Annotated in this window: 25 protein-coding genes; 6 read left to right on the plus strand and 19 right to left on the minus strand. The window is 39.6% G+C overall.

The window, feature by feature from the left end:
* Positions 1 to 429: 429 nt before the first annotated feature.
* The gene (locus FC85_RS08065) at positions 430 to 696 is read left to right on the plus strand and encodes a type II toxin-antitoxin system YafQ family toxin (protein WP_147008510.1); all 267 of its coding nucleotides are present in this window, start codon (positions 430 to 432) and stop codon (positions 694 to 696) included.
* Positions 697 to 921: 225 nt separating this feature from the next.
* Here FC85_RS08065 and FC85_RS08070 read toward each other — a convergent pair whose 3' ends face one another.
* From FC85_RS08070 to purB, 5 genes are all read right to left on the minus strand, one after another.
* Positions 922 to 1,695, minus strand: a complete 774-nt coding sequence (locus FC85_RS08070) for a LiaF transmembrane domain-containing protein (protein ID WP_057865023.1) — start codon at positions 1,693 to 1,695, stop codon at positions 922 to 924.
* A gap of 4 nt (positions 1,696 to 1,699) precedes the next feature.
* On the minus strand, positions 1,700 to 2,149 hold the full coding sequence (locus FC85_RS08075; RefSeq protein ID WP_057865024.1) for a LytTR family DNA-binding domain-containing protein: 450 nt from the start codon (positions 2,147 to 2,149) through the stop codon (positions 1,700 to 1,702).
* Positions 2,150 to 2,619: 470 nt separating this feature from the next.
* Positions 2,620 to 2,874, minus strand: coding sequence for a hypothetical protein (locus FC85_RS08080; RefSeq protein WP_057865025.1), 255 nt, complete (start codon positions 2,872 to 2,874; stop codon positions 2,620 to 2,622).
* A gap of 126 nt (positions 2,875 to 3,000) precedes the next feature.
* Positions 3,001 to 3,789, minus strand: a complete 789-nt coding sequence (locus tag FC85_RS08085) for a hypothetical protein (protein WP_057865026.1) — start codon at positions 3,787 to 3,789, stop codon at positions 3,001 to 3,003.
* Between the two features lie 277 nt (positions 3,790 to 4,066).
* Positions 4,067 to 5,362, minus strand: a complete 1,296-nt coding sequence (gene purB, locus FC85_RS08090; RefSeq protein WP_057865027.1) for an adenylosuccinate lyase — start codon at positions 5,360 to 5,362, stop codon at positions 4,067 to 4,069.
* A 232-nt stretch (positions 5,363 to 5,594) separates the two neighbouring features.
* Between purB and FC85_RS08095 the strand changes: the two genes are divergently transcribed.
* Positions 5,595 to 6,884 carry an adenylosuccinate synthase gene (locus FC85_RS08095; RefSeq protein ID WP_057865028.1) on the plus strand — a complete coding sequence of 430 codons (1,290 nt, stop codon included), beginning with the start codon at positions 5,595 to 5,597 and terminating at the stop codon, positions 6,882 to 6,884.
* Between the two features lie 131 nt (positions 6,885 to 7,015).
* Entirely contained in the window at positions 7,016 to 7,987 is a 972-nt protein-coding gene (locus FC85_RS08100) for a GMP reductase (RefSeq protein ID WP_057865029.1), read from the plus strand.
* 484 nt (positions 7,988 to 8,471) lie between these two features.
* Here FC85_RS08100 and FC85_RS08105 read toward each other — a convergent pair whose 3' ends face one another.
* Positions 8,472 to 8,912, minus strand: coding sequence for a GNAT family N-acetyltransferase (locus FC85_RS08105; protein WP_057865030.1), 441 nt, complete (start codon positions 8,910 to 8,912; stop codon positions 8,472 to 8,474).
* Positions 8,913 to 9,431: 519 nt separating this feature from the next.
* On the opposite strand from FC85_RS08105, the gene FC85_RS08110 reads away from it, so the two are divergent.
* The gene (locus tag FC85_RS08110) at positions 9,432 to 11,081 is read left to right on the plus strand and encodes a peptide ABC transporter substrate-binding protein (RefSeq protein ID WP_057865031.1); all 1,650 of its coding nucleotides are present in this window, start codon (positions 9,432 to 9,434) and stop codon (positions 11,079 to 11,081) included.
* Positions 11,082 to 11,095: 14 nt separating this feature from the next.
* The gene (locus tag FC85_RS08115) at positions 11,096 to 11,512 is read left to right on the plus strand and encodes an OsmC family protein (RefSeq protein WP_057865032.1); all 417 of its coding nucleotides are present in this window, start codon (positions 11,096 to 11,098) and stop codon (positions 11,510 to 11,512) included.
* Between the two features lie 18 nt (positions 11,513 to 11,530).
* On the opposite strand, the gene FC85_RS08120 is transcribed toward FC85_RS08115, so the two are convergent.
* From FC85_RS08120 to FC85_RS08135, 4 genes are all read right to left on the minus strand, one after another.
* Positions 11,531 to 12,094, minus strand: coding sequence for a GDSL-type esterase/lipase family protein (locus FC85_RS08120; protein WP_057865033.1), 564 nt, complete (start codon positions 12,092 to 12,094; stop codon positions 11,531 to 11,533).
* A 156-nt stretch (positions 12,095 to 12,250) separates the two neighbouring features.
* Positions 12,251 to 12,868: an aggregation-promoting factor gene (apf, locus tag FC85_RS08125; protein WP_476737548.1), complete on the minus strand. Its 618-nt coding sequence runs from the start codon at positions 12,866 to 12,868 to the stop codon at positions 12,251 to 12,253.
* Positions 12,869 to 13,074: 206 nt separating this feature from the next.
* Entirely contained in the window at positions 13,075 to 14,475 is a 1,401-nt protein-coding gene (gene nhaC, locus FC85_RS08130) for a Na+/H+ antiporter NhaC (RefSeq protein ID WP_057865034.1), read from the minus strand.
* A gap of 603 nt (positions 14,476 to 15,078) precedes the next feature.
* Positions 15,079 to 15,624 (minus strand): GNAT family N-acetyltransferase, encoded by a 546-nt coding sequence (locus FC85_RS08135; protein WP_057865035.1) that lies wholly within the window; start codon positions 15,622 to 15,624, stop codon positions 15,079 to 15,081.
* 90 nt (positions 15,625 to 15,714) lie between these two features.
* Between FC85_RS08135 and FC85_RS08140 the strand changes: the two genes are divergently transcribed.
* On the plus strand, positions 15,715 to 16,104 hold the full coding sequence (locus FC85_RS08140) for a hypothetical protein (protein WP_057865036.1): 390 nt from the start codon (positions 15,715 to 15,717) through the stop codon (positions 16,102 to 16,104).
* On the opposite strand, the gene trxA is transcribed toward FC85_RS08140, so the two are convergent.
* From trxA to FC85_RS08185, 9 genes are all read right to left on the minus strand, one after another.
* Positions 16,101 to 16,430, minus strand: a complete 330-nt coding sequence (trxA, locus tag FC85_RS08145) for a thioredoxin (protein ID WP_057865037.1) — start codon at positions 16,428 to 16,430, stop codon at positions 16,101 to 16,103. The two genes, FC85_RS08140 and trxA, sit on opposite strands and share 4 nt — an antisense overlap.
* Positions 16,408 to 17,166 (minus strand): TerC family protein, encoded by a 759-nt coding sequence (locus FC85_RS08150; RefSeq protein ID WP_057865038.1) that lies wholly within the window; start codon positions 17,164 to 17,166, stop codon positions 16,408 to 16,410. Before FC85_RS08150 ends, trxA begins: the two co-directional genes overlap by 23 nt.
* A gap of 427 nt (positions 17,167 to 17,593) precedes the next feature.
* Positions 17,594 to 19,513 carry an FtsX-like permease family protein gene (locus FC85_RS08155; RefSeq protein ID WP_057865039.1) on the minus strand — a complete coding sequence of 640 codons (1,920 nt, stop codon included), beginning with the start codon at positions 19,511 to 19,513 and terminating at the stop codon, positions 17,594 to 17,596.
* Positions 19,513 to 20,274: an ABC transporter ATP-binding protein gene (locus FC85_RS08160; RefSeq protein ID WP_057865040.1), complete on the minus strand. Its 762-nt coding sequence runs from the start codon at positions 20,272 to 20,274 to the stop codon at positions 19,513 to 19,515. The genes FC85_RS08155 and FC85_RS08160 overlap by 1 nt, the downstream gene beginning before the upstream one ends.
* Before the next feature lie 91 nt (positions 20,275 to 20,365).
* Positions 20,366 to 21,358 carry a sensor histidine kinase gene (locus tag FC85_RS08165; protein WP_057865041.1) on the minus strand — a complete coding sequence of 331 codons (993 nt, stop codon included), beginning with the start codon at positions 21,356 to 21,358 and terminating at the stop codon, positions 20,366 to 20,368.
* Entirely contained in the window at positions 21,348 to 22,031 is a 684-nt protein-coding gene (locus FC85_RS08170; RefSeq protein WP_057865042.1) for a response regulator transcription factor, read from the minus strand. Before FC85_RS08170 ends, FC85_RS08165 begins: the two co-directional genes overlap by 11 nt.
* A gap of 78 nt (positions 22,032 to 22,109) precedes the next feature.
* A complete protein-coding gene (locus FC85_RS08175; protein ID WP_057865043.1) occupies positions 22,110 to 22,640 on the minus strand; it encodes a hypothetical protein in 531 nt (176 codons plus the stop codon).
* A 200-nt stretch (positions 22,641 to 22,840) separates the two neighbouring features.
* Positions 22,841 to 23,500: a glycoside hydrolase family 73 protein gene (locus tag FC85_RS08180; protein WP_225427566.1), complete on the minus strand. Its 660-nt coding sequence runs from the start codon at positions 23,498 to 23,500 to the stop codon at positions 22,841 to 22,843.
* 162 nt (positions 23,501 to 23,662) lie between these two features.
* Positions 23,663 to 24,643, minus strand: coding sequence for a linear amide C-N hydrolase (locus FC85_RS08185; protein ID WP_057865044.1), 981 nt, complete (start codon positions 24,641 to 24,643; stop codon positions 23,663 to 23,665).
* Positions 24,644 to 24,721: the final 78 nt, after the last annotated feature.

Consider the following 24,721-nt stretch of genomic DNA (forward strand, 5'->3'; position numbering starts at 1 on the left):
ATTAATAGCCGAGATCCCTTTATCTGCCTTGATATCATCGGGTTTACTAAAAGTCATTCCCTACTTCACACAAAAGTCACATTTTCGTCCATTTTTGTTAATATTTACCCTGTATATTAAGAAGCATGAAGAAGAGATAAACATTATTTCTTCTCACCCCCCAATAATTGAGTGATAGATTAATCCCCCATTAATTTATTACTTTTCATATTCATATTCCCCTCAGAATATTGATACGATAGAGTCAAGGCGTTCCCCCGTCTTGACCCTTTTTTTATCCACAATTAACGGATTATATCTTCTTTCGTCACATCGATATACCGTCATATTTGGAATTTTAACTTTTAATTATGTATGATTAATATGTAAAAATGAATTCTAACTGAATCCTACCAACTTCAACAAATCCGATGAAGGAAGTCATTAACTTTGAAATATAAGCCAAAATATCAGTCTCGTTTTAAGAAACACTATCAAAATATGATCCGGGCTGGTCGCTATACCGAAACAGAATTTAAAACCATTGCGGATCAGCTGTTAAACGGCGAACCTGTTGATGACCGTCACGATGACCATGTCATTAAGGCAAAAAAATCAGAACGGGCTTTATTTATCAAAGGAAATTGGTTACTTATTTATACGATCGTTGGTGATACGGTTAAATTTTTAGACACTGGTCGCCATGGAGAAATATAGCCTCGATTGGCATATTCCAAACTGGAACGGGGGTCCTCGCTGAAACGTGTGACATGAAGCAGATCCCGGCCATATAAGCCACTAAAAAACCTGGCTACTTTGCCGAAACGTGCTGAAACAAGCAGCCTCCGGCCATATAAGCCACTAAAAGCCCCTATCCCAAAACAGGGATAGGGGCTTTTAGTGGCTTATATTCTGGAGACTAACCGCTTGTTGCAGCACTCTTTATACAAAGTACACATCCACATCCGCCATTTTCGCCCTGCCATTCAACGTTACTGTTGGGCCATCGATTCCTTCGCTTCTATTCGTGACATCAATATCGGCCATAAACGGATCAATCTGATTCACTATTCGCCAATTCTTTGGGACATATAATTCGACATCTGCCATATTTGCATCCAAATTAATTGTAGCCGCATCGCCTTGAATCTTAGCATCGTCAAAATAAACCTTCAAATCACCAATTGACGCATAAATATCTGCTTGCTTAAAATCATCACTATGAATATAACGAACACTGCTTCCCATTTTCATGTTAACAATCGGGTGGGACTGATCACCATCAGTAATCTTACCATCTGGTTCGTCTTCGTCAGCCTCATCTTTATCACCACCCGTGAAGTTATACGAAACCCAGTTGCCTCTGTACCGCTTAGTAAATTGATGCCAATAATGCTTATGCGTCAGTGGCTGCAAAATAATCGACAAACCGATACTAATCAACAACGCGATTAGCAGGATCGTCCACGGCACCAAATGCGTAATTCCCAATGGCCCCGCGTATAGCATACTCAAAAACGCCAGTGAGAAGACCGAACCAAAGATATTAAAATCCGCGACACACGAAACCAAAACAATCACCAATAAAATTGTCCAAATAATCGTTGACGCACTCAGATGATAGCTGAACCACCCCATCTTAGCCGCCAAGATACTAATTGCACCCAGCAAAAAGATAAAACCAACGACAAACCGCCGTTTACCTGCTCTCCACATATTACTAGCCCCTTCTTTGCAGCCGATCTTTCAACTGCTTATAGTAACGCCGCGATACATACACTTGTTTATGGGAATTTTGAAATTTTACCAAGGTTCCCGAAACTGATCTAGTGAGAGAGAATATGTTGTTTAGATTGATAATTGCCGACTTGGAAATTCTTATAAACTGATCCGGCAGTTTATTTTCCAACTCATACAGCCGGAAATGGATTTGATAATCATCATCAGTGGTATGAGCATGAACCTGGCGATCATCAGTTTCAAAAAACAAAATGCTGTCAAAATCCAGATAGAACTCTGAGTTGTCCTTATAGAATACTAAAGACTGTGTTTGTTCAGTTTGTTTTTGAATTATCCGATACAGGTTCTGAACTTCCGAATCATAACTTGGCGCTTTAATCACGATTTCTTTTTCGGTTAGCTGATCATCAATTTCAATTCGAACCTTCATCTCAACGCCCTCTCTCGCCTATGGATTAAGTACACCACTTCAGGATCCTGAAGTAAATATCATTTGCTTAAGCGGTTAATTTATCTGGGTAAGTGGTTATTTATTGGTCACAAGCGTCATCGCCGGCTTCTGAAGTGCAGGGACAACTGCCTAATGATTCGTACTACGCTGTTTTACCGGGACTGGCAAAGGATCCTAACGCTAACGTGAAAAGCCGAGTAGGACAAATGGCAATTACTCGGCCGAAAATTATCCTTCATCTCACATCTTCCAGTCGGTAATAATCGTAATGATACAAAAGGACTAGGCAAAATGATTATTGTCCCAGTCCCGAAATTATTCCAAGGCACTCACTAAAGTGCCATACGAACTTTTATTATGAAATTATTGAACGTCACTACCCACTGGGCACTCCCACCACTTCATTGTAGGCATAAATCTTTTAATCTGATGTATTTACAGTATCAAGGCTACATGATCAAAAACCAAGGGAATAAAAGGAAGCGCCAAATTGGACACCAAAAAGTATCCGCATATTTCGGATCTAATTTTTCCAATTGATTTTCTAAATAAAATAGCCAAAATCCGATTAACAAGAGTAAAAGTCCAGGTACTCCAGCATTTAAATCCAACACGAAGAAATCAACAACCAGCCAAATAAAAAATGCAATGTACACAAAACGAGATAACCATATCGCCGGTCTGACTTTATTTACAGTATTCAAATAATCGGCTCCAATTCATATCATTAATGCTTCCAGAAAAAGACAAGCTTGATAATTTTTTGGAATAGTTAAGCTTTTTCTATGGCAAAAATCCTTCATACCATACTTTGCCCGCTACTCGGATCATTATTTGAATTCACCGGTTGGGACATAATACTTCTGATTACTTAAAGTATAAACAAAATAAGTACTTGGTAACCCATCATTCACAGATGGATACTGCAGGGTTACCTTTTTGTTTAGATTGACTTCTTTTAGCCGGTAGCGGTACTTTCCAGATTTGCGAACGGCTTGATCTTTAAGTCCTTTAATGTGGTGTCGATAATAAAAGTACTTAACGTTACCTGATTGCCGAATTTTCGTAATTTTGGCATAGGATTGCGGCTTGAAATTGGAATCCCCGGTCGGATAAAGCTTTTGATAATATTCCAAATACCCATCGACCGTTGCAATTACCATATTGCCTCGATTGTCCGCACGATTAGAAAGAAACCCACTTTGCCGCGATGCTGAAAGATGGTCGGTCAATAAAACTTTCGGCGGCTTAACAGCTGTCAAATACTGTGGTGTCCGAGTGGTCGCATCGGTCCAATTCCGCCAAGTCTTTTTCATGTGTAACTTATTTTTTCGAGTCGCGTAACTGATCATTCTGAAATTAAATTCAGCCACATTCATCGACTTGCCATTACTGGACAACTGAGTTTGTTTGGCCGCCTGAACGATCATTCCTTTAGGCAAGGTAATCCAATGCTTGGCTTTAATGCCGGCAGTCCAAACTTTGAAGGTCCGATTAACCCGATAATACTGATAAAGTGAGTCAGTTGCTGAATCAGCCCTTACCGACAGACTACCAATTGCCAGCAAACCAGTTAGTGCCAATAATCCGATTCCGATCTGAATCTTTTTCTTTCGCATAACGTTTCCCCTTCCAATTTTATTTTAGCATAACGGAACCAGTGACAAGTTGCAAAAAAATGTTTTAAACAAAACAGAGTGGGCCAGTATGCGGTTAGACCCCAGAATATAAGCCCCCTAACCTGATATTCCCGATCTTGGAATGTTAGGTTAGGGGGCTTATATGGCCGGGGTCTGCTTGCTGGCGTACGTTTTCGCTCGGTAACAATCGTGTTTGTACGAACAGAGACTGGGATAAATGACTAATGTCCCAGCCCCTCCTTATTTATCATTGATGCTATTCCAAGCCAACTCTGGCAAAAATTTCGTCAACATGGCGGATATGATAATGATAGTCAAATGCATCAGCAATTTGTTCCTCGCTCAATGCATCAGTAATTTCTTTTTTACCCTCAACCAAATCACGGAATTGCAATCCCTCATCCCATGATTTCTTAGTAAGTGGTTGAACCAAGTCATATGCCTGTTCACGGGTCATCCCCGAATCAATCAACTTTAACATCACCCGTTGACTGTAAATCAATCCGTAAGTCAATCCCATATTCTTCTTCATTCGCTCTGGGAAAACAGTCAGCCGTTCCAAGATTCGAGAAAAACGATGCAGCATATAGTCTAACAAGGTCAGTGTATCTGGAATAATAATCCGTTCAGCAGACGAATGGGAAATATCCCGTTCATGCCACAACGGCACATCTTCGTAAGCCGTAATCATATGGCCACGAACAACCCGGGCCAAGCCACAAATGTTTTCCGAACCAATTGGATTACGTTTATGCGGCATTGCCGAAGATCCCTTTTGACCAGCATCAAAGTGCTCTTCAACTTCATGAATTTCAGAACGTTGAAGGCCACGAATTTCTGTCGCAAACTCTTCCAAACTCGTCGCAATTAGTGCCAAAGTGGCAATGTAGTCTGCGTGAAGATCACGTGGCAAAATTTGACTGGTAATTTCTTGTGCGTGAAGTCCCAGTTCATCACAAACGTATTGTTCAACAAATGGTGGGACGTTGGCAAAAGTTCCCACGGCTCCAGAAATTTGGCCCGCTTCCAACTCCTTTGAAGCAGTCGCAAATCGGCGTTTGTTTCGGTTCATTTCTGAATACCAACGGGCAAGCTTCAAACCAAAGGTTGTCGGCTCAGCTTGAACGCCGTGAGTCCGACCGATCATGACCGTATCTTTATATTTTTTAGCTTGCTTGGCGATTACATCGATAAAATGATCAATGTCAGCTTTAATAATTTGATTGGCTTGTTTAATTCGAACCCCATAAGCAGTATCTACGACATCAGTACTGGTAACACCATAGTGAATCCATTTTCGTTCAGGGCCAAGGGATTTGGAGACATCCCGCGTAAATGCCACAATATCATGATGCGTGACCGCTTCAATTTTAGCGATTTGATCAACATCAAATGTCGCATTCTTTTTAATCTTATCAACGTCGGCCGCTGGAATCTTTCCCAGCTTCGACCAGGCTTCGTCAATGGCAATTTCAACTTTTAGCCATGACGCGTATTGGTTCTGCAGTGACCAAATATTTTTCATTTCCGGTAAAGAATATCTATCTATCATATTGATTCCTTTCTACTACTAAATAATGACAAGATAATAATAGCATATAGTTCATGTTTTGACCAGATTTTCCGGTGTTTGAAGGCGTTTTGTTCGTTTCTATTCGTAAAGTCGAATATTAAACGTTTTAGCATTTATAAACATTAACCTTTTGGTTGATTATTCAGTTCGATGTTGGTAAAATTAAAAATGCTGGGTTGATGACCTGGCAATAAAATTTAGAGGTGTTCATATGTCATCTATTGTGGTTGTTGGAAGTCAATGGGGCGACGAAGGAAAGGGTAAGATTACCGATTTCTTCGGCCAAGATGCCGATATTACCGCTCGCTATCAAGGCGGCGACAATGCTGGCCATACCATTGTATTAAATGGCAAAAGTTACCACTTACAACTGATTCCATCAGGTATTTTTGATCAGGAAAAATACAGTGTGATTGGTAACGGTGTCGTTGTTAACCCGAAATCCCTCATTAATGAAATTGATTCATTAAAGCAGGATGGAATCAGCACAGATAATCTGCGAATTTCCAACCGGGCCCACGTCATCATGCCATACCATATCCTATTAGACGGTCTGCAGGAACAAAAAAAGAAGGATTCCAAGATTGGGACAACCAATAAGGGAATCGGTCCTGCATACATGGATAAATACGAACGGATTGGAATTCGGATTGCTGACTTGATCGACAAGGATACATTCGCTGAAAAGCTGCGAAGTAATCTCGAAATCAAGAATGAACTGCTCACTAAGATTTATGATGCAGAACCTTTGGACTTCGACACAATCTTTAATGAATATAACAAATACGCTGATCGAATTCGACCTTACGTTATTGATGCTTCCTATTTAATCAATAACGCATTAGATGACAATAAAAATGTCCTCTTTGAAGGTGCTCAAGGCGTCATGCTTGATGTTGACCACGGCACTTATCCATTTGTGACATCATCTAATCCAACTGCTAGTGGTGCCGCAGTCGGAACCGGAATTGGCCCGAACCGAATTGACAATGTCATCGGTGTTTGCAAGGCCTACACATCCCGAGTGGGTGCTGGTCCTTTCCCAACCGAATTAAAGGATGCGACTGGTGATCATATTCGAGAAGTTGGCCACGAATATGGTGTCGTTACGAAACGGCCCCGTCGAATCGGCTGGTTTGACAGCGTGGTTCTCCGCCACTCGGCTCGAGTTTCCGGATTCACCCACCTATCACTTAACTGCTTGGATATTTTAACCGGGATTAAGACCCTAAAAATTTGTGTTGCTTATAAATTGGATGGTAAAGAAATTGACGATTATCCAGCAACATTAAAAGAATTGAATAAATGCGAGGCCGTTTACGAAGAGTTACCAGGCTGGGATGAAGATATCACAAAAGTTAAAAAGCTGAGTGATTTACCCGCTAACGCACAATATTATCTAAAACGCGTTTCAGAATTAGTTGGGGTGCCATTTGCAACCTTCTCTGTTGGTCCCGATCGTGAACAAACCAATGTTGTGGCAGATGTGTGGAACAAGTAACCAATTGTGTTACTTTTCAACATTGCCGTTCACATTTTATCAAATTAAGTTTAAATCCCTAATACTTCTGGGAACTTCTGGTATTAGGTTGATGTTTAATGAACCCCGCTTACTTTTCGGAGGTAACAATAATGGAAGTTTTTGATTACGAAGATATTCAACTTGTTCCAAATAAATGTATCATTAAGAGCCGAAGCGATGCTGATACATCGATTAAGTTCGGCCCAAAGACGTTTAAGATCCCAGTGGTTCCAGCAAACATGGAAACGGTCATGAATGAGCCCTTGGCAATTTGGTTTGCCCAAAACGGCTATTTCTATATTATGCACCGCTTTCAACCTGAAACCCGTGGTGCTTTCATCAAAAAGATGCATTCGTTAAACCTTTTCGCTTCAATTAGTGTTGGGATTAAGGATGATGAATACAAATTTATTGATGAACTCGTCGCTGAAGATAACAAACCCGAATATATTACCATTGATGTGGCTCACGGTCATTCTGACTGGGTAATTAAAATGATCCACTATATTAAAGAAAAATTACCAGACAGTTTCTTGATTGCCGGTAACTTAGGCACTCCGGAAGCCGTTCGGGAAATTGAAAATGCCGGTGCTGATGCAACTAAAATCGGCATCGGTCCCGGTAAAGCATGTATTACTAAGCTCAAGACCGGTTTTGGAACTGGCGGTTGGCAATTGGCTGCACTACGACTTTGCTCAAAAGCTGCCAGAAAACCAATGATCGCTGATGGCGGTATTCGTTACAATGGCGATATCGCTAAGTCAGTCCGATTCGGTGCTTCAATGGTAATGATCGGTTCCCTATTAGCCGGCCACGAGGAATCACCTGGCAACATGCTGACCATCGATGGCAAACAATATAAACAGTATTGGGGCTCAGCTTCCGAACGTCAAAAGGGCGCTTACCGCAATGTTGAAGGCCGTCAGATGTTAGTACCGTTCCGCGGTAAGATCTCTGATACATTAAACGAAATGCAACAAGATCTTCAATCATCCATTTCCTATGCGGGTGGTAAAGAACTAAAAGATATTCGAACAGTTGATTACGTGATTGTTAAAAATTCAATTTTGAATGGTGACTAATCGCTTAAAATAACTAGTGATGTGTCAGATTCATTGTTATTTAAAGAAACTATCAAAATAGATATTATTTAGAAATAAGCTTTGATGATTTAGAATGAAATCATCAAAGCTTATTTTTTTATCTACCTGTTTTAATTAAAGATAGCAATTCAAATGACCTCAAATAAGGTACTAGGAAGATGATTCTATCAAGTCATCAAATATTCAATTACTAATTGCACCATTTGTCTGCATCATGGCTACTTGTTACCTATTAATCAGAAGTATCCTATCGTTTCGAGCGCATCATTTGACTGTTGGCCTCATTCTTCTGATCATGACTGGTTTGATGATATCGGTCACGATTAACGTGATCTTTAAGATAGGTACATCATTCACCTTAATTTACACGTTAGCCATAATTATTCTTGTAGTGCTGTATATTATTTGGCTAAATGTTCAGCGAAACCGAGAGAATTAAGCCGTCAATTCATTTAGATGACAATTATTTTATCATGAAATAATTAATAAAGGTTTCACCTCTCAGTTCTGCGATATGTTTTTTAACCACGTGATAGCCCACAGCTTCGAAAAAAGGTCTAGCTGTGATCGATGCAAAACTTGAAAAAGAAGCAGCCGGACTTCGCTTCTCCAACGTGGTTACTAATTGACGAGCAATCCCTTGTCGTTGATAATTTCGATCAACAAATAACTGATCCAAATAACCACTCAAGTCCATATCAGCGAACCCCACTATTTGATTATTTTGAATGGCAACCAACGCCAGATAATTTGTAAGCCCAGCATCCCAGCGTTTGGGATCAATCGCTGACCAAACATTAATTTGCGATTGATCATAATCCTTTGAGTTAACGGATTGAATTGTCGTTGTCATCATCTGAATAACCTGATTTTTGTCTTTAAGGTGATATTCTCTAATTTTCAAAATTAGCTCCTCTCCTGATAGTTGTGACAGCCCAGAACATTTACTAATTGACAATCCTTTTAAAACTGCTTATACTAACTTTGTTAAATTTGAATTAGAAATCGGCATTGAAGGAAAGAGTACGTCATCGAAAATTAGTTAAGCGACTGTTGATAGTGTAAGAACAGATAATTAGGTTGACCGAAGATGAATCCGGAGCCATGTTGTTAGTGAAAGCTGATAACTCGTTGAGGTACGATATCCCTTTGAGCATTTTGGTGCTCAACAAGATAATTAATCTCATTTTAATTATGAATTTTGGGTGGTACCACGTATAATCGTCCCTGCATTTTGCAGTGGACGATTTTTTTATTCAATTCTATTAAAGGAAGGGAGAAACTTCAATGAGTCGAAATAGATCGCATAAGGTTATCAAATGGCTTGCACTTTGGCAAGGCGGGATTACTGGGGACACTGCATTCATGTGTTGGTTAATTATTAATCATCATCAATCCATTATATATGAAAGCAGGAAATTCAATGAAAACACGATATTTAACAGTTGCTGGTCTCGCTATCCTCAGTTTGTTTATTCTTAGTGGTTGCGAAAGATCAGTATCAAATACAACTTCAACTAAATTAGCTTCCAAACAAGAGGTAACTTTGGTTTCAAACAAGGAAGTCACGTCACTTGACCCATCAAATGTTATCGATGCGACTTCTTCTCAACTGATTCAAAATGTTTATGAAGGATTATATCAATTGAACTCAAAGAATCAGCCAGTTCCCACTGGCGCAACCAGTTTGCCTAAGATCACTGATCATGGTCGAACTTATGATATCACACTGAGAAAGTCAGCAAAATGGTCAAATGGTGATCCTGTTACTGCTCAGGATTACATTTACGCTTGGCGGAGAGGTGTAACAGCAAAAATTGCGGCTTCCAATTTATATCAATATAACGCCGTTAAAAATGCTGCAAAAATCATTAACAAAAAAGCCAACAGCAGCACCTTGGGTGTCAAGGCGCTGGGTAAATACAAGCTGAGAATTCAGCTCGAACGACCAACGGCCTACTTCACCAAACAATTAACCACAATCTGTTTCAAACCACTTGATGAAAAGTACGTCAAACAAGCAGGTAGTCAATTTGCGGCCAACTCAAGCCATACTATTTATAACGGTCCTTTTAAACTAACAAAATTTAGTGGTACGGGAACTGCAAACAGCTGGACGTTAGTAAAAAATAATCAGTACTGGGATAAGAAAACCGTCAAGTTACAAAAAATAAACTATCAATTAGTCAAGACAACCGGTACCGGCGTTGATCTTTTTGAAAGCGGCAAGGTCGATCAGACCCCAATTGATGGTCAATACGTAAAAAATTATCAGGGCAAAAAAGGATTCAACAGTAAACCATCATCAACGGTCAATTATCTAGGCTATAACTTTAAGACAAAAACGCTTAAAAATGCAAAATTACGAGAGGCTCTCTCATTGATTATCAATCGAAAGTCCCTGACCAGTCGGGTTCTGCAAGATGGCAGCACTCAGGCCACCGATATCATTGCTAAAGGTATCTTTAGTAATCCTAAAACCAGGACGGATTTTGCTACAGACGCCGACAACCTTACAAAAACCGATACTAAGAAGGCGAGTCAACTATGGCAACAAGCTCAAAAGGAAATTAACAAGAATTCTTTGACAGTCAAATTAATCACATTCGATAGTGGTACCCAGCGAACTACAGCCCAATACATCCAGGGACAAGTTCAAAAATACCTGCCCGGAATTAAATTATCATTGGTCATCCAACCGGTGTCATCCTTTATAAAAAACGCAATGCGAGGTGAGTTCGGCATCTATTTGGTCAACTGGGGAGCCGATTATCCCGACCCATCCAGTTTGCTAAGCCTATTTACTTCCGACTCCGGCAATAACTGGGGACATTATAAAGATTCCAAGTATGACAACGCAGTTAAACAAGCAAACGGCGTCGACTCAACCAATGCTGATAAACGTTGGCAGGACCTGCAGCAGGCCCAAAAAATAATTTTGAAAGATAATGGTGTGACACCACTCTTTTTCTCTCGATTAACTTATTTACAGAATCCAAAATTAAAGGGTGTCCAAGTTAATACAGAAGAAGGCGGCTTTAATTACACTAAAGCATATCTAACAGCAAAATAGGAGGATTTGGCATTATGGGAAAATACATTGTTCACTCAAAGCTCAGAAACATTGGCGCACAGGTCCAAACTCAAACCGGCCAACATCAATTTATTGTCGACGAACCAATAGTTGGTCACGGGACTGATGCCGGTCCCAACCCTGTTCAATATTTATTAGCTGCAGTCGGCGGGTGTTTAGCAATTACAGCTAATGATATTGCCCGTAAAGATCCATCTCTTGAAATTAAAAAATTCGAAGTTAAAACAAGTGGCGAAACCAGTCTGTATCAAGATAAAAGTTCAGACGTTTCAAAAATCAAGATTCAAATTCACGTAGAAACAAATCTCGATAATCAACACCAAAAATATTTTATTCATCAGGTTTTAAAAGAATGTACCGTTCATAAGACTTTATCAGGAGCGGTTCCAATTGAAACAATTATTGATTAGTTTAGGAATATGCTGTTGTTAGAGACACTGACCAATTAACTCTGCCAAAATTTGATAGCCACCTTCACCAAAATGTAATCCATCATCTAAGCTCCCTTGCATAATTTGGGGAAAGTCAGGATGACGACTTAAGATTTCAAATAAGTTGAGAAAATGACAATTAGCTTGTTTTACAATCCGTTCGAGTTTATCAATGTACATTGCGATTAATTGGTTATCCCGATAGCGTTGCTTACGTTCATCAACAGCCGGTGGTGTCATAAAATAAATCTGTCTCTGACAATACCTTTTTAATAATTGATTGATGATTTTTTCTAGATTTTGCGTATAACGATCTAGTGAAACCTGCTTATTTCTAGCTGCATCATTAATTCCAATTAGAACAAATATTTTGTCAACGTTCCTGACTGATAAAACATCACTGTCTAACCGTCTTAATAGATCACATGTATTATTTCCAGAAACCGCTGTATTATAAATGATCAAATCGGGAAATTTATTTTTCAGCAGGCAATTAATCATTGGTTCGACTAGTCCTTCATGTCGCGCAATAATGCTATCACCCGTTAATTGAATTTTCAATCTATCACCTCTTTCACAACAAATGCTATTTACCAGTTTACTGCTCATAACCTGCCGTGCCAACGCAAAAAAAGATGGACCAATGAGAGTTTCTCATTAATCCATCTTTTTATTTTGCATTTAAACTTACTTAAAGGGTCTTTAGAAAGCTACTTTTTAGTAGTAACCATTTGCTTGCCAGAATGACTTGGCAGCTGACCATGAACCGTAACGACTTTGAACGTATTGGTTAGCAACTTTTTCCTGGTTGGCAGCTGAGTAGTCGCCGTTCAAGTATGAAGCTGATAATTGATATTTACCAACGTATTGGCCGTTAGTTGCTGAATATGAACCACCTGATTCGCGATTAGCGATCCAAGCTTTAGCTGAGCTGTCACCGCCAGTTGATGCTGAAGCAGTGTTTGCTGAATAGTTTGATGTTGTGTTGGCAGCTGCGTTATTGTTTGAGTAGCTGTAACTTGGTTGAGTCGTTTGTGCTTGACTGTAACTGTAGCTTGCTTGTGCTTTTGGTGTTGTCGTAGTAGTTGCTGCTACTTGACTTGAACCATCAGGGATAGTCAAACGTTGGCCAACTGAGATGACGTTTGCGTTTGCGAGGTTGTTTGCATTTTCGATTGCACTGGATGAGACGTTATACTTTTGAGCTAGTCCCCAAACGGTATCGCCTGACTTCACTGTGACTACTGTGGAAGCTGATGCATATGAGAATCCTGCGAAGAAGATTCCAACGGCTGCAGCGGAAGTTGCGAGAATCATAGATAGTACTTTTTTCAAAATTACACACTCCTATATACGTGTCTGTGTCATAGATTTTTGTGACCTCATCGATCAACAAATACAAGTGTATAGTTACGTTGTTACCAGCAAATATCACAGGCGTTAAGAATAACGGAGCATGTGTAATGTCTGTAACGGTTAGGTAATATTTGTTAAACAAGTAGTTATGAAAGGATTTTTATAACCGTTACTCCGATCTAACTTTAGTGGTCGTTTTCATCCGTTTTCAAATATTTCAAACCGATTCGAGTATAGCCACTGAGGATCGAAAAGATTGGTGAAGTCAAACTAAAAATAGCAAATGGTAGGTAATTAATTGTTGACACAGCAAGCGTATTAGCCGCAAATACCCCTGCAACCCCCCAAGGAATTAAATAATTAATGACAGTTCCACCATCCTCCAAAGCCCGGCTTAAGCTAACCGGTGCCAATCCAGCTTTTGAAAATGTTTCTTTAAAAGCATTTCCTGGCAAGATAACAGAAAGGTACTGTTCGCCAACAAATAAGTTGACGCCAATTCCACTCAAAATGACAGCCAGAATCAATGACCCGTTTGACCTTAATCTTCGAGACAATGGTCCCATTACTGCTTCAATCACTCCAAATTTCATCAAAAGGCCACCCAATGCCAGTGCTGAAATAATTAGGGCAATGGTGACCATCATGCTGACAATTCCACCGCGGGTCAGCAGATTATCAACGCTTTGATTACCGGTCTTTGATACAAAACCATTCGTCAGCACATTGACAATGGCTTTAATTTGAGTGCTTGGTTTGTCAATAAAAATCATCCCAACAGCTACCACAATATTAATAAATAGTGTTGGGATGGCAGGAATCTTTCGCCAGGCACACACAAACATTAAAATAATTGGTAAGAAAGCCCACAACGTAATATTGTAGTGAGTTGTCAAAACGCGGACCGTTTTATCAATCGCTGCCGCATTCAATTTGGCACTTGTGTTTCCAATTAGAAAGAAAACAATCAACGATGTCAAAAAAGCCGGAATGGTTGACCACATCAAGTTTCGAATATGGCTAAACAAATCCGCACCAACCACAGCTGATGCCAGATTAGTTGAATCCGATAACGGCGATGTTTTATCCCCGAAAATTGCCCCGGAAATAATAGCCCCGGCAACCATTGCCGGATTAATCCCCATCGTAACGCCCATTCCCATAAACGCAATCCCAATTGTTGAAATAACCGTAAAGGCACTTCCGATCGCTGTCCCAACAATCGTGCAGACTAAGAAGACTGACGGCAAAAACCATTTTGCACTAATTAAATGAAAACCAAAGACCATTAATGAAGGGATGACCCCAGCGGCAATCCATGAACTAATCAACGCACCAATCAAAATAAAAATAAACATTGGGATAATTCCCGTCGAGATTCCCTCAATAATCCCTTGGTTAACCGAACTCCACGAAAAACCACGTGCTTTGGCCCATAGGATCAACAATAAAATAACAACCAAAATCGGAATTTGAGGTGAAATTTGGATTTTAATCACACTAACTCCCATAACGATCAACATCCCGATTAAAACAATAATTCCCTCAATTAATCCAATCCGCGGTGCTGAATTTTCTTTACTCATCATAAATTCTCCTCTTAACGATCAAGTTTGACCTGATTGATTCAACTCAAAAAAAGCGTCCCTATTACAATCTTTTCTGATTATAAATAGGGACGCTTTTAACGTGGTACCACCCAAATTCAAGCCAAATCGGCTCCTCACTAGCGGATAATGGCTCTAGTTATTCCATCAGTTAATAATTCGTCACACGTTACCCTGACCGGTTCGCATCAACCACCGGCTTTCTGACCCCCAGATAAAGTGACTACTGGTTTGAAAACAATTCTTTTATTTAATTAGTTTGTTTTTCATTGTAAATTTTGTAAATAATTAGCTTGTACCATTCTTTTTGAAAATAAACAGATTCCGGCCATATAACGAGCTTAACCAAACATTCCAGAACCGGGAATATTTACCTAGCCGAAACGTGTGAAAGAAGGCAAATTCCGGCCATATAAGCCCTTCCAGCCAATATTTCCAAATCTAGAAGCTTTCTGGGATTTTTACCTAGCCGAAACGTGTGAGAGCAAGCAGATCCCGGCCATATAACGAGCTTAACCAAACATTCCAGAACCGGGAATATTTGGTTAAGCTCGTTATATTCTGGGATCTAACCGCTTGTTCTCACACTCTGCCCCCGAAGAACTCCTCCGGATAATAAATCTTACCGCTTCTATTAAACAAGCTGCCATCAAATAGTGGCTTAATCAGATTGGCACCCAAATCCACCGGTAACGTTGAATAAATATTAAAGTTTTCCGAAGCCACATAGTTGTTTTCATAGAAGAAATCAGTATTATCAATGGCTGCAACCGCCGGATAACCTGCTAATTGTGCACGCGTCTCCAATTCCTTTACCAACGCATGGCCAATTCCTTGATTTTGACAATCTTGGAGCACACTAATTTCAACAATTGAAGCGATTTTAAGCGAACGCTTCTGCGAACGAAGCCTAACCGGTACCATTAAAGAATGGCCCAACACCTTATGATCATGATCCTTGGCAACCACTTCAAAATCCGAGTTGTATTGGTCATATGATCGTAAGCGGTCGATCATATCAACCTCATCACCATCAGTATTAGGCTCATCATTCTTATAGCTATCCGCGATAATCCCCCGCACTGCCGGAAAGTCCTTGGACTCAATTGTCTCTATTGAAAAATTCACTGATTTGACCTCACTATCCTATTTTCTTCGTTTCCGTTTATAATTATAGATAAATAATATCACAAATCTCACTTGGAAAGTTGGTTCTCTATGTCAACAAAAGTAAAACTTACTATAACAGCTATTTTAACATATTGTGTTTTTGCTATCTTGGCAATTACGCTGGGATTCTTATCACCCCACAAAATTGGTATGACTTGGTCAGTTTTTTGGTATATTGCCGCCGCCTGCATCGTTTATTACCTGTGGTTTAAAAATCTGGTATTCCAACGCGTTCTTTTTTACGCCCGTCAACTTAAATTAACTAAACAGGATCTAGAAACCATGTTGCCCAAACTAAAAAAGAACCAGGTTGTCCCTGATCCTAATCGTCGTCATTTGATGGCACCAATCTTCAATTTTCCACTCCAAGGCTTGGATATTCTAGACCGAAAACTCGCTGACGTTATTAAAGATAAAGATATCAAGAAGTTTCGCTAGCCTGCGGTCATTTCAGCAACTTTCTTATCAAAATAGCTTGCCAGCTTTTCCTTTGGATAAACACCAGTGACCTTTTCAGTAGCTTTGCCATTTTTAAAAATAACCAAACTTGGAACACTTAAAACATGATATTTTTCAGCAATATCCTGGTTACCGTCCACATTCATCCTGCCAAAGTGAATCTGATCACCATAATCTTTCTCCAATGCGGCTAAAATCGGGTCCAAAATTTTGCAAGGGCCACACCAAGGCGCCCAAAAATCAATAACGGTTAGCTGATGATCAACTTCTTGTTGTAAATTATTACGAGTTATCTGAACGCTCATCGGAAGTCCCCCTATTCTTACGAACATAATGAATAATCAGTGTAATGATCACCGCGGCGATCACAATCAGACCAAACAAAGGTGCCGGAATTTCAATATCAATCAGTGGGATTGACAAGAATAATTTTAAAGCAATAATCCCAATCAAAATATAAGCCATTGGTTGTAATTCCGGGATAACACCCATCAACTTCATAATTACTTCTGCAACCCCACGCATTGCCAAGATACCAATCATCCCACCTATTAACACAATAACTGGATTAGGCGAAATGGCCAAAGAAGCCAGAACCGAATCAACTGAAAAGACAACATCCATGAATTCAATTTGAATCACGACTGACCAGAACAGTGAAATGCCATGTTTCTTTTCGTTGGCTAATTTCTTAGTATGAACGACCTTTGTCTTGGTAAAAAATTTGAATACCAAGTACATTAGGTACAGGGAGCCAATCACTTTGATCTCCCAGAAATGAATCAGGTATGTGCCGACACCAATAATTAGGAATCGGAACAAATAAGCGCCCCATAACCCATAAAACAACGATTTTTCACGTTGAGATTTGGTTGGGAGCGCTTGCGTTTGTGCAGCAAGGACTACGGCATTATCGACTGAAAGCAAGCACTCAATTGTAACCAGCGATAAAATAATCAGCCAATCACTCCCACTCTCGATAACAGTACTCCAGTTGTGTAGATCAAAAAACGGGCCGTACAAATTTGACACCCAATCCATCAATTTACTACCACTCTTCCTTCTCAATGTCTGAATTTTTATCTAATTAATTCTACCATAATTTAGTAAAAGTGTGGGCGGGCAAATCGCTGAAGTTTCAATTAAGCCCTGATCCGACCAAATTGATCTCTGCAGACATTATTTTAGTTTCGTCAGTGTTCTCGTGATTATTACCCAACCAAACCATAAAGCAAAAAACTTGCCCCCGTCATGATTAGAAATCAATCTTGAAAGCAAGTTGAGAGTGGGATGAAAGGCGGTTAACTTTCAGAGCGTAATCGAATTATCCGAATATTCCGAGTTTGAATGTTTGGATAATTTGGTTACGCGGCAGGAAGTTGCCTTTTGGCGCACGTTTTCACTCGGTAATAATCATGATTACATAAAACGGGGCTGGATAAAATTACTTTTGTCTCAGCCCCGGATATTAATTTTTTTCGACAATTCTTCGATAGATATTGGTGGTTGCCAAGTAGATCAGCAGATAGCTGATGATCAGCACCCCGATCGTGACAAAACTTACCGTCAGTAAAATTTTCAAATCATACATGGAGAAAAGTGACAGAACACTCTTAATCGCGGGCAGCGCAAATCCCAAATTCAAAACAGCTCCAATAATTGGGAGCATAAAGACCGTCAGCACCTGACTTCGAATTGCTTTCTTAGTCTCTTTGTTACTCAACCCGACTTTACTCATAATTTGGTAATTATGCTTATCAGCATACCCTTCAGAAACTTGCTTATAGTAGATAATCATGGTTGTCGCGCAAACCATCACGATACTAATTAAAATGCCCATGAATAGCAGGCTGCCAAACATCGCTTTTAGCAAGTCACCCATCACATATTTTGACGTGAAATTACTTGGATCAATTTTCAAGAATCGTTGAACCTCGCTCGCAAATTGTTTTTGATGCCGTTTGGTTCCACGGGTATTAAATCCTTGCGCGTAAACATTTGGCTGCGGATTAATTTGGCGGGCAATCTTTTGGTTTGCGGCGACAACAAAAATTGGCTTATAAATCACGTGACCATAGACAAACGATCCGCGGAAGCTCTGAACTTGTTTTTTGACTTGATAACGATTACCCCGAACGTTCAAAGTCTGTTGTGAATAATTGGTTCCCGGTGCATACACAAGTATCTCATTGGACCTAAGGTGATAATGCGTATGCTGAATGCGATTGTACTGTTGAAGATCCAGTGACGAAAATGTGCTTTCAGTTTTGGTATTAAATTGGGCCTTAAACTGATTGCCTTTCAAAACGCCCATCACCGGTGTGGTCACAGTGACAGTTTGGGGATCACTCATGGTCACCTGATGTTTATCGGCAAGCTCATTGATTCCCTGTTTTGCACTGGTGGAAAGTGGTGCTTTAGCCACAATTTGAACATCTCGTGGACTCCAAAGATTAATGAGATTTTTTTGCCCCGCAACTAGTGAAACCGAGGCAATCAATGCAACCAAAATTGACGTACATAACAAACTGATCGAAGCTAACCCCGCCCCGTTTTGTTTCATCCGATAAAGCATATTCGAGACCGAGATAAAGTGATTTGGTTTGTAATAATAACTTTGATTTTTCCTAAGTGCCTTCAATAAACTAATGCTTGCTGTAACAAATACTAAATACGATCCCACAACGACAAGCATAATTGCAAGGATAAACTGCCCAAACGCGGCACCGGTCGGCTTAACAGTCACTGAAACATAATAGCCAAGTGCTAAAACAATCATTCCCATGATTGCAAGTAACGTATGCGATTTGGGCTCTGCTTCCGGTTTAGTCGCTTTCGCCCACAAATTAATTGGGTTTACCTTCCTTAATCTCCAAAAGTCAAACAGGATAATCATCAAAAAGATAACCGCGAAAATCACGGCAACATAAACCAAAGGTATCAATGTAAAGGTTTGATGGAGCGATGCTGCCCCGAAAAGAGCTTTCAAGCTCATAAATGCTAATTTAGAAAATGTAATGCCAAGGATACCGCCAATAATCGTACAGATAATGTAAAACAAACTATTTTCCAGAAAAATAATTTGGCGAAGATTATTTTTCGTGAGACCCAACATGCTGTATAACCCTAATTCTTGCGTTCGCTGTTTACTAAGCAGCCGCTCAGCGTAAAACGTTGATAAGGCAGCGATCAAAATAACAAATATCAAACCCAATTTAAGAACATAGTTTGCGACTGCCCCATATTCATTCTCTCTAATGTTGGTATTATAGATCATCGACAGGAAAATATAAGTAGTGGTTACCCACATCAAATTTGAGAGGATAAACGGGAGACTTTGACTTTTACTTTTGGTTAAATGGTGAACGGCAAGTTTTAATTGAATCATTATCTGACCTCCCCATTACTTTCCAGAGCCGTCAGACTATCAATAATTTTTTGAAGATACTGACTGCGACTTTGATCCCCACGATACAATTCGTTATAGATTTTGCCATCCTTAATGAATAGCGTCCTTTGTGCATAACTGGCTGCCTGAGCACTGTGGGTAACCATTAAAATTGTTTGCCCCTTTTCATTAATCCGTTCAAAGACGCTCAAAATTTTCTCGGTATTGTTTGAATCAAGGGCACCCGTTGGTTCATCGGCCAACAGTAAGCTGGGATCGGTGATCAATGCTCTGGCAATTGCGACTCGCTGCTTTTGACCACCGGAAATTTCAGATGGCTGGCGCTCCAACAGGTTTTCAATGCCAAGGGTTTGACTTAGCGGTGCTAATTTATTCTCCATGAATTGATGAGATTTTTTGGACAATACCAATGGCAAATAGATGTTGTCCCGATTGTTAAAAGTATCAAGTAAGTTAAAGCTTTGAAAAACGAATCCTAAATGCTCTCTTCGAAATTTGGATGCTTCATTCTCAGATAAATGACTAAGCTCGACCCCATTTAATCGAATTTCACCACTAGTTGGCTGATCCAAAGTTGCAATAATATTTAACAACGTTGATTTTCCCGCACCGGACTCTCCCATAATGGCAACATAGTCACCTTTTTCAACTGAAAAGCTGACATCCTTTAATGCCTGAACTTCACTTTCGTTACCTTCTGAGAAAACCTTTTTAATATGTTTTAAATTTAATAAGCTCATTATTCTCCTCCTAAAGATCATTTCTTAACCCAGTATAAAAAGGATCCCCCAAGCTTTGTAGTTACAATGCATTAAGGAATCTTACAATTTGTTATTTTGTTGTTATTTTCTTAGGATTAAAAATAAGTTTAACGGTTGTCCCAACGTTTTCCGTTGAAGAAATATCAATTTTGATATCAAGGATTTTGGCAACTCTTCGGGCCATATATAATCCCATCCCGGTTGCTTCGCCATGCGTCCGTCCATTACTTCCGGTGAATCCCTGATCAAATATCCGTGGCAAATCACTTTTGGCAATTCCAATTCCTTGATCACTAATTTTAAGAACATTATTGTTGTATTCAATTTGAACCGTGCTGTTTTTGTCAGAATACTTAACCGCATTGGTGATGATTTGCTCTAATACAAACGATAGCCACTTTGAATCAGATAGGACGTTAACAGTTGGTACATGAATATCGGGCATCACATGATGTGATAAGAAAAATGACGCATTTTGTTGAATCACCTTTTTTATGCATTCTGCCAAATCAATTTTTTTAAAGTCCAGATCATTATTGAAGTCATCCAATCGATCGAATGTGAGCAACTGTTTAAGTTGGTAATTAACCAATTCAATTTTTTCAGATACTTCTTCACTCGGCACCGTGGCATTGTTTTCAGCAATCATCAGTAGTGACGTAAGCGGCGTTTTCATCTCGTGGCTCCACAAAGTTAGATAGTCTTCCCGGTTTTTAAGGGATTCCTGCAAGTCACGTGTTTCAGTCAACTGTTGCTTCATTAGTTTTTTGAGGGCTTGCGAATATAATCTGCCATAAAATCCATGAAGCTGGAATTGTTGGAAATTTCCGTCCTTCACCAAAATATTGATTGCTTTAACATCGATCACTTTTTGATAAACTCTGAAACCAACGACAATCAAAAATGGTGCCAACGTATAGCGAACCAAATCGCCGACAACATCCAAATCGACCTTATAAAGCACGCAGATAAAATAAAACAGGAGAACAAATAGGAGATAGGCCACCAGAATCCCCCATTCAGACACAATAATTCTAAAAATCAACCTTGGTTTATTTTTCATGACTTAATAACCTATAACCCTTGCCATACTCGGTCGCAATCTGATCAGCTAATCCAATCCGACTTAATTTATCTCGGAGCCGACTCATGTTGACATTCAGGATATTTTCGTCAGTAAAATCACCATTTTGCCAAATTGACTTGATGATTTTCTTCTTTGAAATCACCTGATCTGGATTTAAAAATAATAGTTTTAAAATAATTGCCTCAGTTGCCGTTAATTTAACAGATTGATTTTCTGCATTCAATACATTGGTAATGATGTTTAGTGTGTATTTGCCAAATTCAATTGTATCTGTTAAACGACTAACTTGGCTTGTTCTCCTCAAAATGGCTTGAATTTTAGAAATAAAAACGGCAATTGAAAACGGCTTGGTCAAGTAGTCATCAGCGCCAATGGAAATCGCTCGAATCGCATTTGGATCCATTTCTGCTGCCGATACAAACATAATCGGAACTTGAGAGAATTCTCGAATCTTTTGAGTCCAATAAAAACCATCATAAAATGGCAGCGTGATATCCATAACGATCAGGTCAGGAATCCGCTGTTTGATTTCTGAATCAATATGCTGAAAATCTTGAACCCAAAACGCTTCAAAATTCCACTTTTTCAAGGACTGAACCATTTCATTTCGAATTGTCTGGTCATCTTCAATAATAAAAATTTTCTGCATCGTTTTTCTCCACAATTAATTTACTAACAGTTTAACGCATATCAAACAGGCCTGTTAGCCAAGAAAAACCACGTTACGTTATTTTTTTCTTGATATTGCGGCCTTAGCCAATGGTTCCTTATGAATCACTAATAAAATATAGATGATACTGGCAGACGCTGATTGAATTAGAATACACCAACTTGCAGTTTGTGAAAAATTCGTCCAGAGAAAAAGATCTTTCAGTACTTCACTGCCCAACTCGGACAATACATTTACATTTTCGCCGGACTGCACCGCAAATCCCATTCCATATGCAAAGATAACAAACCATCCCAACAAATACTGCCAATTACGCCGTATCTCAATGACAGGTCGACTGTTATTATCTTTTTGACCAGTTATCCGGACTGCCAAACCCGTTGTCTGGAACCATCCCACTATTATTCCAACAAGAATCGTCACCACTAATGGCACTAATGCTGGTGGATCATTCTGAATAGTCATAATGCCGGCCACCAATGAATATACGGGGATAATGACTGTCTCTAAACGAGAGATCTTTTTAAAATGAACCACATTACGCGTAAAAAGAATCAATGCTAAAACTAACAACCAAATCTGAAACATGCCTTATTTCCCCTATTCTTACTATTTATTATCCCATACTTAATGACGTTCAATGCACAGCAAATTCAGTATATCTCGCTGTATCTGAATCACTATCCAGTTAAAACATTTTTCACCTACATATGATCACGCAAATAACCTGGATCAATGAACAGTCGATTGGAAATTATCATGCTAAAAAAGCAATCAATGCTCGCACGCTAATCATTGATTGCCTTTAAATCAAAACTGCTCAAATGATACTTAACAATAATCCGCTCCAATTTTTTAGCATAACCGGGATCCGTTGCGTAGCCATTTTCCTGTAACATACTTGCAGATTGACGATAGCTCATAATATTCTTTTTAGTAATGAATTTGTTGGTTACCAGCCGATTATGATCAATCATTGCCGCATTGACGTTCGGATATTTTCTAAACTGCGCCATAACCATAACAGACCTGCCCCCTTCAACCTCTCTGGTACTAAACGACACTGACTGCCCATAATAAGTTCCCTTAACGCCAAAAATATTATTAGCATCCCGATACAACTGCGATGTCCCAAAGTTAGACTCCAGGCAAGCTTGAGCAATCACCACACTGGGCAGGACTTGGCGGTCTCTTCGATATAATTTAATTGCCGGCGTGGCCATTTCATTAATAAACGTATTTTCCTGTCGAACAGATGGTGTTCCTGATGCCGAAGGTTTTGATTTCACAGCATTAATTGAATTTCCTAACTGCAAGCCCAAATAATTTCTAACCACAAACCCACTGCCAATGACGCAAATTGTGATCAATAATATTAAAATAACTGGCCAAGTCTTTTTCCGCATAACTGATTTAATCACCATTTTCAATTCATTTAATACACTCATTATCTTCCAATTAATGGATTAGATTCAACTCATTTATCACATTCTTAGAGGCTGAGGCAAAAGTAATTTTATCCAGCCCCGTTTTGTGTAATCATGATTATTACCGAGTGAAAACGAGCGCCAAAAGGCAACTTCCTGCCGCCTTTCGTCCCACTCTCATTCTTATACCAGTTCAATAAACCGTGTTTCATCAGGAACATCAAAAAACTTTGGGTGATCCCACGTGATCATTTCATCTGTCAGCTGAATTTTAACCACTGATTTTGCATGATAGGGCTGATAATAATAGTTTCGACTTTCACAACAAACCGCCGCTCGGTAAACGGAATATGTGGGTTGATGCGCACTACTCTTCGGGACATTAACCGAATCAAGCAAGTGCCAACAATTATCAACCGCTTCAATTTCATTATTTGGCAAATCAATGCGTTCTTTCAAATAAGCAGCTCTAATAAACCTTGAACCAGGTGAATAAGAACCTGGCGGAATCGATTTTCCTGACACGTTACCAGTTGTTACCCGGGGTGTATTTAAAGGCACCCTATGATTGGCAAATGCTGGCGTAAAATCTAAATACTTATTGAGTCTGTCAATTTGACGTTCAAAATGATTACTATTGGTCAAGACACCAAGTGGATTTTCAATAATCTCAATTGGCGTTGTGATTGGTTCAACGACCACAATTCGGCCGGTTCGATCACACGCGGCAAAGTGCAACTCACTGTGACCATATTTAACCAGACTATGTTTGTCCGCCATTAATTCAATCTCTTCAATGTGATCGATAATTTCCTGCACGGATCGGTAATTAGACAATAGAAAGAAAGATAATTCAAATGGGGCTAGATGGATCCTTCCCTCTCCAGGTTCTTCAACCAGTTGACTGCCATTTGTAAAGGTAAGCTTTTGGACAGCCAAACCATGCTCGTTAACCCCATCCGACACATCAATTTCATGATCATGCTGACCGCCGGAACCCAGCAGCGCGTATTTGGTTGTATAAGTACGATTATCATAAATCGACTGCCACTTAAACTGACGTGGACAAAAAACGGGTCGAGCTCCCAATCGCGGCCAATCCATTGTTCGAGCCAAAACGTGTGCGCCATCAATCTGGCCAATTTGAAAAATACTAGTACACATAAGATCCCCCTTTTGTTAAATAAGCATGTCACTTCACTTAATGATTCAATGTTTCCTTATCTTACCCACTCCGAAAAA

It is taken from the genome of Lentilactobacillus diolivorans DSM 14421 (assembly GCF_001434255.1).
Taxonomy (GTDB): Bacteria; Bacillota; Bacilli; order Lactobacillales; family Lactobacillaceae; genus Lentilactobacillus; species Lentilactobacillus diolivorans.